Source organism: Yersinia enterocolitica (assembly GCA_002082245.2).
GTDB classification, from domain to species: domain Bacteria; phylum Pseudomonadota; class Gammaproteobacteria; order Enterobacterales; family Enterobacteriaceae; genus Yersinia; species Yersinia enterocolitica_E.
Genome location: NBTC02000002.1, coordinates 51,956 through 66,283, shown reverse-complemented (window position 1 = coordinate 66,283; position 14,328 = coordinate 51,956). Strand labels below are relative to the sequence as shown.

Sequence of the window (14,328 nt, the reverse complement as noted above, 5' to 3'; positions counted from 1 at the left end):
TATTCAATCACCTACATTTTATAATGTTATTCACCTTGGTTATTGAGTATAAGATATTTTTATGAATAGTCAGTGATCAACTAGTCTTCTTTGATACAAAAAGATGAAATTACTAAAAAAGGTTAATCACCTGATGATTATAGTATTTTTCTGTAGAAGTGTTTATTTATAGCGAATAAAAAGGCCCGCGATTGCTCGCGGGCCTTAATGACTCAGTATCAATGAGCAGAAATATCTGCGATTGACCTTATTTCTGGTATTTACGCATGACCAGAGTGGCGTTAGTACCACCAAAACCGAAGCTGTTAGACATAACAGTAGTCAGTTCGCGCTGAGTTGGCTCAGTGATGATATTCATCCCTGCCGCTTTCTCATCCAGATTTTCAATATTGATGCTTGGTGCGATAAAGCCGTGCTCTACCATCAACAGGCTGAAGATAGCTTCATGCACACCCGCCGCACCCAGAGAGTGACCGGTCATGGCTTTTGTTGAGGAAATAGCTGGCGTGTTATCACCAAACACCTCACGAATCGCGCCTAGCTCTTTCACATCACCAACCGGTGTAGAAGTGCCATGTACGTTCATGTAGTCAATTGGTGTATCAACACCTGCCATTGCCATCTGCATGCAACGAACAGCACCTTCACCTGATGGTGCAACCATATCAGCACCATCAGAGGTTGCGCCGTAGCCAACAATCTCAGCGTAGATGTGAGCACCACGCGCCAGAGCATGCTCAAGTTCTTCAACCACCACCATACCGCCACCACCGGCGATTACGAAGCCATCACGGTCTTGATCATAAGTACGGGAAGCTTTAGCCGGAGTTTCATTGTATTTGGTCGACAACGCGCCCATGGCATCGAACTCGCAGGCCATTTCCCAGCACAGTTCTTCACCACCACCCGCAAACACTACATCCTGCTTGCCCAGTTGGATTAACTCCAAAGCATGGCCAATACAGTGCGCAGACGTCGCACAGGCAGAGCTGATTGAATAGTTAACACCTTTGATTTTAAAGGGGGTTGCCAGGCACGCGGACACACCAGATGCCATGGCTTTGGTCACCATATAAGGACCAACACCTTTCAAACCGCGCGGGGTACGCATTGCATCAGAACCGGCAACCTGATTACGGGGTGAACCACCACCGGAACCCACCACCAGCCCACTGCGGAAATTAGATACCTGATCGTCTGACAGGCCAGAGTCTGCTATCGCTTCTTCCATCGCAAGAAAAGCATAAATTGAGGCGTCGCTCATAAAACGCAGCACTTTGCGATCAATGAGGTCTTTAGGCTCAGATGCCAGCTTTACATCGCCCCATACGTGGCTACGCATACCTGCGTCTTTAAATTCCTGAGCGAAAGTAATGCCAGAGCGGCCTTCCTGCAAAGATGCCAGAACTTCCTGCTGGTTATTACCAATGCTGGAGACAATACCCAAGCCAGTAATTACTGCACGCTTCATTCAATACCTCTTCCACTTATTTTACATTCGGGATTTTGCAACGCACTTTAGCGTACAGTTGTACGCCGAACAAGTCCGATCAGCGTAATATACCCAGATAATTTTACGATTTGCACGCGGCCGGTCACATAGTTAGAATCGCCCTACCCCTTGAGATACGAGTCTTTCAACGTGAGCCATCCCCCAATCCAAACCGCGACATTAAGCTGGAATGAACAGGGTACACCTGTATCGGAACAGTTTGGTGACATCTATTTTTCCAATGAAGATGGGCTGGAAGAGACTCACTACGTTTTTCTTAAGGGGAATGGCTTCCCTGAGCGTTTCATTCAACACCCGCGGGATAACTGCATTTTTGCCGAAACGGGCTTCGGGACTGGCTTAAATTTTCTGACATTATGGCGCGATTTCGCTCAGTTCAAACAGCAACACGCCAGTGCAAAACTCCAGCGATTACACTATATCAGCTTCGAAAAATACCCCCTACAGGTGGCAGATTTAGCTGCCGCCCATGACCGCTGGCCAGAACTGGCATTTTTTGCCGAACAATTGCGCGCGCAATGGCCGTTACCTCTTGCTGGCTGCCATCGTATTCTGCTAGCGCAGGGGAGTATCACTCTGGATCTGTGGTTTGGTGATGTCAATACCTTACTGCCCCAGTTGGATGCCAGCCTGAATAATCAAGTAGATGCCTGGTTTCTTGATGGCTTTGCCCCGGCGAAAAACCCCGATATGTGGAATGATATGCTGTTCAATGCCATGGCGCGGATGGCAAGGCCGGGGGGCACTTTTGCCACATTTACTGCCGCCGGATTTGTTCGCCGTGGTTTGCAACAAGCAGGTTTTGACGTAGCTAAAGTGAAAGGTTTTGGGCAAAAACGTGAAATGCTCACGGGCAGATTGCCGCAAAGCATCGGGTCAGCCTCAGCGCCTTGGTACCATCGGCCAGCCGCGGTCCGTTGTGATGATATCGCGATCATTGGCGGCGGTATCGTCAGTGCATTGACAGCATTAGCCTTATTGCGCCGTGGGGCCAAGGTCACGCTCTATTGCGCCGATGCACAACCGGCGCAAGGTGCATCAGGTAACCGGCAAGGTGCGCTCTATCCCCTGCTAAACGGCAAAGATGATGCACTGGAAAACTTTTTCACCAGCGCATTTACCTTTGCCCGCCGCCAATATGATCAATTGTTAGCACAAGGCATTCATTTTGATCATCAATGGTGCGGTGTCAGCCAATTGGCATTTGATGAAAAAAGCCGTGGCAAGATTGATAAAATGCTGCAAATAAGCTGGCCGGTGTCATTCGCCGAAGCCATGAGCCGTGAACAGCTCAGTGCGCTCGCGGGGCTGGATTGCGCCCACGATGGTATACATTATCCCGCCGGAGGCTGGTTATGCCCATCAGACCTCACCACAGCGCTGCTGCTGCTGGCCCAACAAAAAGGCATGGCATGCCACTATCAGCATGAACTGAGTCAGTTAGAGCATGTTGACGGGCAATGGCAGCTCAGCTTCCAGCAACTCAGTGCCCAACCCATCGATAGCCAACAACACGATACCCAACAACCACTGACGGCGAAACAACATGCTACAGTGGTGCTGGCCACCGGCCACCGCTTAGCTGAGTGGCAACAAACCCAGCATCTGCCACTGTCAGCCGTGCGCGGGCAGGTCTCGCACATTCCCACGACCTCAGTACTCAGTCAGTTGCAGCAAGTGCTGTGCTATGACGGCTATCTGACGCCAGTGAACCCGGCTAACCAGCATCACTGTATTGGTGCCAGTTATCAGCGCGGCGATATTGCCACTGATTTTCGTGCCGATGAGCAGCAAGAGAACCGGGACCGCCTGTTACGCTGTCTGCCACAAGTAAATTGGCCGCATCAGGTTGATATCAGTGATAATCAAGCGCGCTGCGGGGTGCGTTGCGCTATTCGTGATCACTTACCGATGGTGGGCGCGGTACCGGATTATGCTGCAACACTGGCACAATATCAGGATCTGCCACGCAAAATTCAGCGTGGTGATGAGATAGCGCCAGCGCCGGTATGGCCGGAATTATTCATGGTGGGGGCATTGGGGTCACGGGGGTTGTGCAGTGCGCCATTGGTGGCAGAAATTTTGGCCGCACAAATGTTTGGGGAACCGCAGCCATTAGATGCGCCGACGCTGGCGGCACTCAATCCCAATCGATTTTGGATTCGAAAATTGCTAAAAGGCAGGCCGGTACAACAGCGCGTTGCGAGGTTATCTTAGCGGGCAGCTCGCGGGGTGGCTTGCAGCGACGTCAAAGTCATTGGAGTCGCAGAGGCGAGGCCAAATAACGAACATCGCTACCCCCCCCCCGCGACTCCAGCAATGAACGCTATTTTATAGCTTGCTCAAGTAAACGATCCCATAAACCCAATACCAAAACCTGATCCGGTGGGGAAAGCTCCCCGGCTTTGATCGCTTTTTCCAGGCTGGTCTGCACGCGGGCATGTAACTGCTCAGCCGTATGTTCACCAAACTCTTCAGATTCTGCCACGGCTAGGGTCAGATGGCCGCGCAGATAGCCGCCGGCAAATAAATCATCATCACTGGCGTGCTCTACCATGTCATCAATCTGCGCTAATATGTGCGTTTCGAACTCTGCGATCATCAACTTTCCTCAATAACCCGTCATATTTCAAAGCGCAGGTGTGTTGGCAGCATTCATTAACCCGAATCACTTACCGTCGTGGGCTCATCGGGATTATGAGCCTCATCAGAGGCTCACCCTGCGGGCCAGCGCAAGCGCTATTCAAAATGATTTACACCCAATTTGTATCTTGCTTGCCGCCTTCCTACACCTTGAAATCTATTGGGTTATATTCTATATCCAAAAATAATGGCGTTACAGCCAGGCTGCAAGCTACACGAGATCTTCCGGGTAAGGGAAAAGCGCGGCTACCAACGGCGGCGTATTGTAAAACGATTGTAGTGCCTGAATAAAGCCCGCAGATCGTGGGGATATACCGTTTTCTAAATTCCACAACACTTGTTCGCGTACTTTGCGCTGGAATGTTATGCGATCCGGCTCACAATCCCCCTCCAGGTTGTCGCAACTGACGTTGAAAGGGAAACCCGCCGCTACACAGAACATCCATTCCAGTGCCTGTGGCTTGATCTCAACCACTTCAAACTGGCTCTGGGTTAATGCATCACGCCCATCCGGGCAGTACCAATAACCAAAATCGACCAACTTGCGCCGCTCTTCACCGGCAATACACCAATGGGAGATCTCATGCATTCCGCTGGCATAATAACCATGGGCAAAAATCACCCGATGATAGGGAAATTCGTCATCGGCAGGCAGATAAATAGGCTCATCGTCACCTTTTACCAGCCGGGTATTATATTGGTCGCTAAAACAGGCATTAAAAACATCGATTAATTGCTGATAATCATGGGTCATACTTGGGTCCGTAAGAGCGGTATCGTCAGCGACAGTCAGGCTCACTGCTATTTTGATACCTTAAGTTATGCGAAAACGTGTAACCCTAACCAGGAGGAGATCTCAGAACCGTGGCTGTCATACAGCAGCTTGCAGCTCATTACGAATGACACCACGACAATCATTGGGCGGATTAATTTTTGGCCTTTGGTCAACACCATATGTGCACCAAGGCGTGCGCCCAACACCTGCCCTACTAGCATCACCAACCCGATACTCCACACTACTTTGCCGCCGACGATGAAGAAGGTCAGGCCACCCAAGTTGGAGGTAAAATTAAGCACTTTGGCATGAGCGGTGGATTTTGCCAGATTAAATCCGCACAGCGTCACAAAGGCCAGCGCATAGAAAGAACCGGCTCCGGGGCCAAAGAAACCATCATAAAAACCGACACCACCGCCAGCAATCAAGGCAAAGGGTAGTGCGGATAGACGGCGCTGCTGATCAACTTCACCCAGCTTGGGAGTGAGCAGAAAATAAACACCAATCCCTATCACCAGCAATGGCAGAATTTGCCGCAAAATATCGGCCCGCATATGCTGAACCAAAATAGCACCCAGCATTGAGCCGACCAGTGTTAGAGCAATGGTCAGCTTTTGCTCTTTTAAATTCACCGCCCCACGGCGGATAAAATAGAGGCTGGCGGATAATGACCCGCCGACCGATTGCAATTTATTGGTCGCCAACGCCTGTGCCGGTGGTAATCCAACCGCCAGTAATGCCGGCACGGTGAGCAAGCCTCCGCCACCCGCAATGGAATCAATAAAACCCGCCAATAAGGCGACGACAAACAGTATCCCTAAAACCTCAGGGCCCAGCGTAAACCAATCCATGATTTATTCCGCAGCAAAATGGTTATCCAACAAAGCCTGACATGAAGGCGGCAATGGTGGGGGTAAGGTTTTACCCGGTTTAGCACTCGGTTGATGGGGCTGGAACCAGCTTTCCAGTTCTGCACCACAACCATCCCCCGCAGGAGGCGTGTCTTGATCCAAACACTCCAGGCTATCTGCCGGGCAGCGCAATCTTACATGCATATGTGCACGATGGCCGAACCACGGGCGCACTTTATGCAACCAATTACGATCCGTTCCGGCATCCAGACACAGTTGCTTTTTAATCGCCGGATTGACGAAAATACGCGTCACTTCGTTATCGTTAGCCGCTAACTTGATAAGGCTCTCGACCTGAGGTTGCCACAGTGCGGGGACGACCCGTTTGCCGTCGGCTGCCACCAAATCAACAGGTTGCGGTTTCAGCAATTGCTGTTGGCTCCAGCGCTGTACTGGCAGTTGTAACCAGATATCCACATCCAGACCAGATTGATGGCTGTCATGCCCACTACTAAAGCGCCCACCGGCGGGCATTGCCATATCGCCAATCAATACCGTTCCCAAGCGATGTTGCTCAGCCTGCGCACTCAGACGGTGGATAAAGTTCAGTAAATCAGGATGACCGAAATAACGGCGCTGATCCGGGCGCATCACCTGATAATCTGCCGATTGGAGCGGCAAAGGCATTGCACCAATAACGCAGCCGTTGGCAAAACCACCAATCGACTGTGGAGAACCTGCAACCGGGTTGGCTATCTGTTGCCATGGCGTCGCCGCCATGACCGGGGCTATAGCGGTGAGTGCTACGGTAGCGGCAAGTGCCACTGCACCCACAATCCATTTGTTCATTGTGCCTACCAGCGCGGAACGTCGGAAACCACATCACCGCACTGTGCACGCTGGCGCAGCAAGTGATCCATTAACACAATAGCCATCATGGCCTCAGCAATAGGGACGGCGCGAATACCGACACAAGGGTCATGGCGACCACGGGTAACCATCTCAACCGCCTCACCCTGCCGGTTAATGGTTTGCCCTGGTACCATAATGCTGGATGTCGGTTTCAAGGCGATATGGGCCACAACCGGTTGCCCGCTGCTGATGCCGCCTAAAATGCCCCCGGCATGATTGCTCTGGAAACCTTGTGGGGTAATCTCATCACGGTTTTCACTACCACGCTTAGTAACAACAGCAAAACCATCACCGATTTCCACCCCTTTCACCGCATTGATACTCATCAGCGCATGGGCCAAATCTGCATCTAAACGGTCAAATACTGGCTCACCCAAACCAACCGGCACGTGTTCAGCGACCACGGTAATTTTGGCTCCAATAGAGTCACCGGCTTTTTTCAGTTCACGCATCAGCGCATCCAGCGGCTCCAACTTACTGGCATCTGGACAGAAGAACGGATTTTGTTCAACCAAATCCCAATCAATCAAATCACAACTAATATCGCCAATTTGTGCCAGATAGCCACGCACCTGCACCCCGAATTTCTGCGCCAGATACTTTTTAGCAATGGCACCGGCGGCAACACGCATCGCGGTTTCACGGGCTGAAGAACGGCCCCCTCCCCGATAGTCACGCACGCCGTATTTTTGTTCGTAGGTATAGTCAGCATGGCCTGGGCGGAAGACATCTTTAATCGTGCTGTAATCCTGTGACCGCTGGTCAGTATTCTCAATCATCAACCCGATGCTGGTACCGGTGGTTACTCCCTCAAACACGCCAGATAAAATACGCACCTGATCCGGCTCGCGGCGTTGAGTGGTATAGCGTGAGGTACCCGGGCGACGCCGGTCGAGATCCAACTGAATGTCAGCTTCAGTGATTGGAATGCCCGGCGGGACGCCATCAATAATACACCCCAAGGCGATGCCGTGAGATTCACCAAAAGTGGTGACGCGGAAAAACTGCCCAATACTGTTGCCAGCCATCACGGCTCCTTACCATTTAGTCATAAACAATCTGCCAGCATGATATTTATCACACTGACAGACTTTATAAGCAGAGATCGATTAATCGCGGTACATACTAAAATGCGGAGCGCAGTCAATCAGTTGCTGTTTGGTCAGCATAAATACGCCATCACCGCCGTTGTCGAACTCCAGCCAGGTGAAAGGCACATCAGGATATATGTCCATCAAATGCACCATGCTGTTGCCCACTTCGCAAATCAACACGCCATCATCTTGCAAGAAGTCCGGGGCGCAAGCCAGAATACGGCGAGCCAGTTTCAAGCCATCGCTGCCAGCAGCCAACCCAAGTTCAGGCTCGAAGCGGAACTCCTGCGGTAAGTCGGCCATATCTTCGGCATCAACATACGGTGGATTAGTGACAATCAAGTCATATTTGATTGGCGGTAAATCACGGAACAGGTCAGAGCGAATCGGTGTGACCTGATGTTCCATCTCATGCTGTTGAATATTATGTTCAGTTACTGCCAGAACATCATTAGAGATATCAACAGCATCCACTTCAGCGTCTGGGAAGGCATAGGCACAAGCAATAGCAATACAACCACTACCGGTACACATATCCAGAATATGCTTAGGCTGGTGTCTGATCAGACCATCAAAGCTGTTATTAATCAATTCAGCTATCGGTGAACGTGGCACCAATACACGCTCATCAACATAATATTCCATGCCGCAGAACCAAGCTTTATTGGTCAGATAAGCAACCGGAATTCGCTCGTTAACCCGGCGGATCACCCGTTCGACAATACGGTGCCGCTCGCTCGACGTCAGGCGCGCACTGCGCATATCCTCAGGGATATCTATCGGTAAAAATAGGCTTGGGAAAACCAGTTGTACTGCTTCGTCCCACGGATTATCAGTACCGTGACCATAAAAAATATTGGCCGCATTAAACCGGCTAACTGCCCAGCGCAGCATATCCTGAATGGTGTGCAGCTCATTTACTGCTTCATCGACGAAAATCTTGTCCAAGGTATTCTCCAACAACGGTGCGAAAAATCATTATCTATCCCCTAGTTTGCCATGAAGCCCGCGACAAATCAGCAGCAATACATCAGTTGAATGATAACCGAATAATGAAAAGCACATTAACATTGAAAATTGTATGGATAACCGCTTGATTGCGAGAACAGCCAATACACCTACACCTTGAAATATGACGACATACCTATACCCAATAGATTTCGAGGCGTAGGAAGGCGGCAACCGAGATAATCCCGATGAGCTTACACAAGTAAGTGATTCGGGTAAGCGAGGGCAGCCAACACACCTACACCTTGAAATATGACGGGTATAGACATTTATTTAGACAGATGACGTTCAACAGGTAAACTGGAGGTAATCAAATAAGTACAACGAACTGATGATGAAAAATAAATATCACCTCACGACTGATGATTTACAGCTATTTAAGGAGTCAATAGTTGGGGCGAAGAAGCTGAAACAAGATACGATTGTTCTGCATACACCGCCCAAGTTGGGCAAAAGAATCGCACCGGAAAAATTACTGCAAGAGCAGGTTGATGCCAGTTATTATTTTTCCGATGAATTCCAACCGCAGTTGGATTACGACGGTCCCACCCGCTATGTGCGGCCTGGCGTTGATCATTTTGAAGTTAAAAAGCTGCGGCGCGGTGATTACTCGCCCGATATGTTTTTGGATTTACACGGATTAACCCAGAAACAGGCCAAACAGGAGTTGGGCGCACTGATTGCTGCCTGTAAGCGGGAGCATGTGCATTGTGCCTGCGTGATGCATGGCCACGGCAAACATGTTCTGAAGCAGCAAACCCCTTTGTGGCTGGCGCAGCACCCTGATGTGCTGGCATTCCATCAAGCCCCTAAAGATTGGGGTGGGACTGCGGCATTACTGGTCTTAATTGAGTTAGAAGAATAGACGCGAAATACGGTTTGACAGAAAAACAAAGGCGCGACAGAGATGCCGCGCCGATTGAATATTCACTAACACTGTTTTAACCGTGGCAAGTCTTTGCCAACAGTTGTGACGGGCTGACCTGCCAATCAAGTGTCCCCTTCCCGGTATCACCATTAAGATCAACACAGGCGATTGCCGAGGTGGCAAACATTGGTGGGCATTGCCCTGGACAAAGCTCAGAAACCAGATACCCGACCAGCGGCAAGTGCGAAATGACCAGCACTGCGGCACAATCTTCTTTTGCCAATGCCTGCAAATAGCAGCAGACAAAAGCGGCATCCCCACCCGGCGTTAATTCTGGCATCACTTCCTGCTCTGCCGGTAGCGTAATCACCTCACGCGCGACGTCTAATGTTTGCGCTGCGCGTAGATAAGGGCTAACCAAAATCTGATCGATATCAACAGACTGCTCGCTTAGCCAGCTTGCTATCTGACGTGACTCATCCTGACCACACAGAGTAAGAGGCCGTTGTGCATCACTTGCTGCATCAAGGGCCGCGTCACCGTGACGCATAATGAAAACTTGCATATTGCACCGTTTTTGTTAACAAAATAACGCTATACAGAAACGCTTTGCGTGCTGTACCGCCGAAACCTTTGCCATGGGCAAAGAAACTTCATAACGATAACGCGCCGTCTCTCTATGGCGGCCGGGCATTTTGCCTGAAACTTAAGGTAAAGAAAATGGCTGCTTTTTACACCGAGCATACCGGCAGCCAACCTTGAATGGTTACATAATAACCATATCAACAGCTTAATCTAAACTTTATCACCTGCGCAATAAGTGCCTATTAATACATTTTGGCACGAATAGTCACTTAACGTGATTCTGGTTAAGGTAGCGCGGGTTGCCCCCGGTGTACAGCCACCTAATCCCTTAGAATTGCAGGTGGTGATCCTGCTCACACTCTTAAGAATAGGTGTTAGTCGGCCGCCTGTTTAGTGGAAAAATGCGACCAAGCCCCGTGAGCAATACCCTTTTGCAAACTCAGCGCTCTTCGCCAGGCACCTCATCTGGATTACGTTCCTGCGGGTAAAACGTCTGTTGCTGTTCGGCCATGCTCACCAGCAGTTGGCAAGGTTCAAAACGTTCGCCGTATTGTTGTGCCAACAATCTGAGTGTTTTCACGACCTTCTCCACCCCCAGACTATCCAGATAGCGGAAAGGCCCCCCGAGGAATGGCGGGAAGCCGATGCCAAACACAGCACCAATATCACCATCGCGTGGGTTACGAATTATCGATTCATCCAGACAACGTGCTGCTTCATTCAACATCATCATGGTACAACGCTGTGCTATCACCGAGGACTCGATATGGGCTTTCGGCGTCACACCCAGCAAGACATAAACACTGGTATCGACTTGTTTATCCTGTTTTTTCTTCCAGTTAATACCTTTGGTTGCTGCCGGATAGAGATAAAAGCCACGGCCATTTTTACGCCCTTTCCGTCCATCCTTCAAGATGACATCAAATGATGGAGGTGCAGCAAAACGCGGCCCTAGTTGCTCAACCAGAATCGGCATGATTTTGGTACCTACATCAATACCAACTTCATCCAACAGTGTGATCGGCCCAACCGGGAAGCCAAAATTCACCAACGCTTTGTCAACAGAATCGATAGGTTCACCGTCCAGTACACAGCGAGCAGCTTCGTTGATATATGGAGCCAGAATTCGGTTTACATAAAACCCAGCGCAATCAGCCACGACAATAGCTGTTTTACCTTGTTTACGCGCCAAAGCTACTGTGGTTGCGATAGTTTCTTCGCTGGTTTTTGCATGAGGAATCACTTCAACCAGCGGCATTTTATCTACCGGGCTAAAGTAGTGCAGGCCGATCACCTGTTCTGGTCGCTGTGCCTGCGCAGCAATTTGGCTTATCGGCAATGAGGAGGTATTGGAGGCAAAAATGGTATGTGCTGCGCCGAAACGTTCGATATCAGCAACCATTTGCTGCTTCAATGATAAATCTTCAAATACAGCTTCAACTACGATATCAACCGAGTCAAAACCGCAATAATCTGTGCTGCCGGAAATCAGCATCATCTGGCGCTGCCGTTCAGCCGGGCGCATACGCTTACTGCGAACCCGCTTGCCTAAGGCATCCCAAGTGTATTTTAGCGCCTGATTAATCCCTTGCGGATTAATATCTTTGATACGTACCGGCAAGCCTGCGCGAGTGGCCGTTACATTGGCAATTCCGCCCCCCATCAAACCGCCACCCAAGACCCCAACACGATGAATAGCACGAGGCTGCGCTGTACCACCGGTCTCCTTTTTCAGTGATGTTGTGGCAAAGAACAAGCTACGCAAAGCAGATGACTGGGGAGACATGGCCAGATCACCAAAGGCTCTGGCTTCCGCTTCATAACCACTGGGGCCACCGTAGTCCAATCCTTTACGCACCACATCAATAATGCGCTCCGCCGCCGGATAATGGCCCTTGGTCTGCGCCAGCGTTTTTTTACGCACAATCTTAAACAGTAATGCTTTACCCAATGGGCCGCTAAGTAGACGTTCCTGCCAAGGTAAAACTGGCCTATCGAGCCAACCCGCTTTGGCCCGTTTGACCGCCACATCTAACAAGATATCGAGGGGCACCGCATCGTCCACCAGCCCCATCTTAAGCGCCTGGCGCGCACGGACTTGTCTGCCGGTAAGAATCATATCCAGTGCTTTGCTGACACCAATCAACCGCGGCAAGCGTTGTGTACCACCCGATCCGGGCAACAGACCCAGTTGAACCTCTGGCAAACCGAGTACCGTTTTGTCATCTAGCGAACAGATGCGACTATGGCACGCTAGCGCCAGCTCCAAACCACCGCCCAGGCAAGCACCATGGATAGCAGCCACCACCGGTATGGGGAATGCAGCGATCTGCGCTAGAACAGATTGCCCTTTCTGTGCCAATACACGCGCATCGTGCGCGGTACGGCAAGCGGCAATCATGGTGATATCAGCACCTGCAATAAAAGAGTCTGGCTTGCCAGAAATAATAACCAGCCCCTGCAATTGTGATAAAGCCTGCGCTTGTTGCAGTATCTCGGCAATTTGCTCTGCAAATTCAGCCTTTAAGGTATTCACTTTGTCACCAATAACATCAATGGTGATCACACCGATATTGTCTGGCCGCACATTGAGGGTAAAGACCGAATCGGTTGGGGTACGGCTATCCCCTGAGGCTGTTTCACTACCGCTGTTAAGTAAATTTTCCTGACCCATTACTCCACCTCCAAAATCATCGCGGCACCCAACCCACCGGCAGCACATGCCGTCGTTAGCCCTAATCCTCCGCCACGGCGACGCAATTCATTTAATGTTTGGGTAATCATCCGGGCGCCTGTGGCCGCAAAGGGGTGACCGTAGGCAATCGAACCACCCAATACGTTGAATTTGCTCATATCAACTTCACCAATAGCCTGGCTACGACCCAATTTTTCACGCGCGAAAGTATCACTGGCAAACATTTTCAGGTTAGCCAGTGTTTGTGCCGCAAATGCTTCATGCATATCGATAAGGGTCAAATCAGCCAGCGTGATGCCGGCACGGTCTAGTGCCAGTGGCGTGGCATAAGATGGGCCTAGCAGCATATCTTGCCAGACATCGATGGCGGAAAAGGCGAAACTGCGCAGATAACCCAACGGTTGCAAACCTAACTCTTTTGCTTTCGCTTCACTCATCATCATCACGGCTGCGGCACCGTCCGTCAAAGGGGTGCTGTTGGCCGCCGTGACACTGCCATGTTGGCGATCGAATGCGGGGCGTAACTTGGCATATTGCGCCATAGTGGAATCTTTGCGGATATTGTTATCTTCGGTAATAGCATCACGGTAAGGCGGGATATAAGCCGTCATCACCTCATCGTGTAATAACCCTTGCTGCCAGGCAATCGCTGCCATTTGGTGCGATCGTAGCGCCAGAGCATCCTGATCTTCACGGCTGATACCATAGGTTTTTGCCATCTGCTCTGCGGTATCCCCCATGCGCAAGCCGGTAGAGTATTCAGCCACTGCCGGGGCAACAGGAAGCAAATCGCGTAACTTTAAGCGGCTGAACAACTTCAGGCGCTGGGAGAGGGTTCGCGCTTTATTAACATCAACCAAGGTTCGCGCCAGTGCTTTACTGACACCAATTGGCAGCACGGAAGAGGAATCGGCACCACCGGCTATCGCCACCGTGACTGAGCCTGCAATAATACTTTCTGCCACATTGGCTACCGCCTGAAAACTGGTGGCGCACGCGCGTGAGACACTGTAAGCATCGGTATGCACACTCATGCCGGTACCCAACACGATTTCACGGGCAATATTTGGCGCTTCAGGCATCTGCACCACTTGACCGAATACGAGTTGATCAATTAACTCAGGAGCAACGCCACTTCTGGCCAGCAACTCACTGACCACAATTTTGCCTAAGTCGACGGCCGGTACGCCATGATAAGCAGTTGCTTGCTTGGCAAAAGGGGTCCGCAGGCCGCTGACGATTGCAATGCGATCGCCCTGGCGCGTCACTAGCGGTAATGGCTTACTCATAAACGCTCCTGATAAATAGAGTGGCTTTTAGTTAAGCATAACAAATAACAGGTCTGACCTGATCTAATTATTTTTAACCAAAAATTTACATTTGG

The 14,328-nt window shown here is 50.5% G+C and carries 13 protein-coding genes and 1 pseudogene; 3 read left to right on the top strand and 11 right to left on the bottom strand.

From position 1 onward, the window contains the following. Nucleotides 1–247: 247 nt before the first annotated feature. A complete protein-coding gene (locus A6J66_001630; GenBank protein PNM22997.1) occupies nt 248–1,471 on the bottom strand; it encodes a beta-ketoacyl-[acyl-carrier-protein] synthase I in 1,224 nt (407 codons plus the stop codon). Nucleotides 1,472–1,642: 171 nt separating this feature from the next. Between A6J66_001630 and A6J66_001625 the strand changes: the two genes are divergently transcribed. Continuing rightward, nucleotides 1,643–3,730, top strand: a complete 2,088-nt coding sequence (locus A6J66_001625; protein PNM22996.1) for a bifunctional tRNA (5-methylaminomethyl-2-thiouridine)(34)-methyltransferase MnmD/FAD-dependent 5-carboxymethylaminomethyl-2-thiouridine(34) oxidoreductase MnmC — start codon at nt 1,643–1,645, stop codon at nt 3,728–3,730. A gap of 109 nt (nt 3,731–3,839) precedes the next feature. On the opposite strand, the gene A6J66_001620 is transcribed toward A6J66_001625, so the two are convergent. Continuing rightward, complete coding sequence (locus tag A6J66_001620; GenBank protein PNM22995.1) at nt 3,840–4,115, bottom strand: YfcL family protein; 276 nt, start codon at nt 4,113–4,115, stop codon at nt 3,840–3,842. On the opposite strand from A6J66_001620, the pseudogene A6J66_001615 reads away from it, so the two are divergent. Further along, a pseudogene (locus A6J66_001615) lies at nt 4,088–4,303 on the top strand (hypothetical protein). The gene A6J66_001620 and the pseudogene A6J66_001615 sit on opposite strands and share 28 nt — an antisense overlap. A 64-nt stretch (nt 4,304–4,367) precedes the next feature. On the opposite strand, the gene A6J66_001610 reads toward A6J66_001615, so the two are convergent. The 6 genes from A6J66_001610 to A6J66_001585 form a co-directional block, all read right to left on the bottom strand. Then, the gene (locus tag A6J66_001610) at nt 4,368–4,910 is read right to left on the bottom strand and encodes an elongation factor P hydroxylase (protein PNM22994.1); all 543 of its coding nucleotides are present in this window, start codon (nt 4,908–4,910) and stop codon (nt 4,368–4,370) included. A gap of 65 nt (nt 4,911–4,975) precedes the next feature. Next, a complete protein-coding gene (locus A6J66_001605) occupies nt 4,976–5,782 on the bottom strand; it encodes a hypothetical protein (protein ID PNM22993.1) in 807 nt (268 codons plus the stop codon). Nucleotides 5,783–5,785: 3 nt separating this feature from the next. Then, entirely contained in the window at nt 5,786–6,631 is an 846-nt protein-coding gene (locus A6J66_001600) for a penicillin-insensitive murein endopeptidase (protein PNM22992.1), read from the bottom strand. A gap of 5 nt (nt 6,632–6,636) precedes the next feature. Further along, complete coding sequence (locus tag A6J66_001595; protein PNM22991.1) at nt 6,637–7,722, bottom strand: chorismate synthase; 1,086 nt, start codon at nt 7,720–7,722, stop codon at nt 6,637–6,639. Nucleotides 7,723–7,803: 81 nt separating this feature from the next. Continuing rightward, a complete protein-coding gene (locus A6J66_001590) occupies nt 7,804–8,736 on the bottom strand; it encodes a 50S ribosomal protein L3 N(5)-glutamine methyltransferase (protein ID PNM22990.1) in 933 nt (310 codons plus the stop codon). A gap of 30 nt (nt 8,737–8,766) precedes the next feature. Then, nucleotides 8,767–8,970, bottom strand: coding sequence for a hypothetical protein (locus tag A6J66_001585; GenBank protein PNM22989.1), 204 nt, complete (start codon nt 8,968–8,970; stop codon nt 8,767–8,769). Between the two features lie 160 nt (nt 8,971–9,130). Here A6J66_001585 and A6J66_001580 point away from each other — a divergent pair, with 160 nt between their 5' ends. After that, nucleotides 9,131–9,661, top strand: coding sequence for an endonuclease SmrB (locus tag A6J66_001580; GenBank protein PNM26863.1), 531 nt, complete (start codon nt 9,131–9,133; stop codon nt 9,659–9,661). A gap of 76 nt (nt 9,662–9,737) precedes the next feature. Here the strand turns inward: A6J66_001580 and sixA are convergent, their stop codons facing one another. The 3 genes from sixA to A6J66_001565 form a co-directional block, all read right to left on the bottom strand. Beyond that, nucleotides 9,738–10,229, bottom strand: coding sequence for a phosphohistidine phosphatase SixA (gene sixA, locus A6J66_001575; GenBank protein PNM22988.1), 492 nt, complete (start codon nt 10,227–10,229; stop codon nt 9,738–9,740). Between the two features lie 459 nt (nt 10,230–10,688). Further along, on the bottom strand, nt 10,689–12,923 hold the full coding sequence (gene fadJ / locus A6J66_001570; protein ID PNM22987.1) for a fatty acid oxidation complex subunit alpha FadJ: 2,235 nt from the start codon (nt 12,921–12,923) through the stop codon (nt 10,689–10,691). Then, nucleotides 12,923–14,233, bottom strand: coding sequence for an acetyl-CoA C-acyltransferase FadI (locus A6J66_001565; protein ID PNM22986.1), 1,311 nt, complete (start codon nt 14,231–14,233; stop codon nt 12,923–12,925). Before A6J66_001565 ends, fadJ begins: the two co-directional genes overlap by 1 nt. Nucleotides 14,234–14,328: the final 95 nt, after the last annotated feature.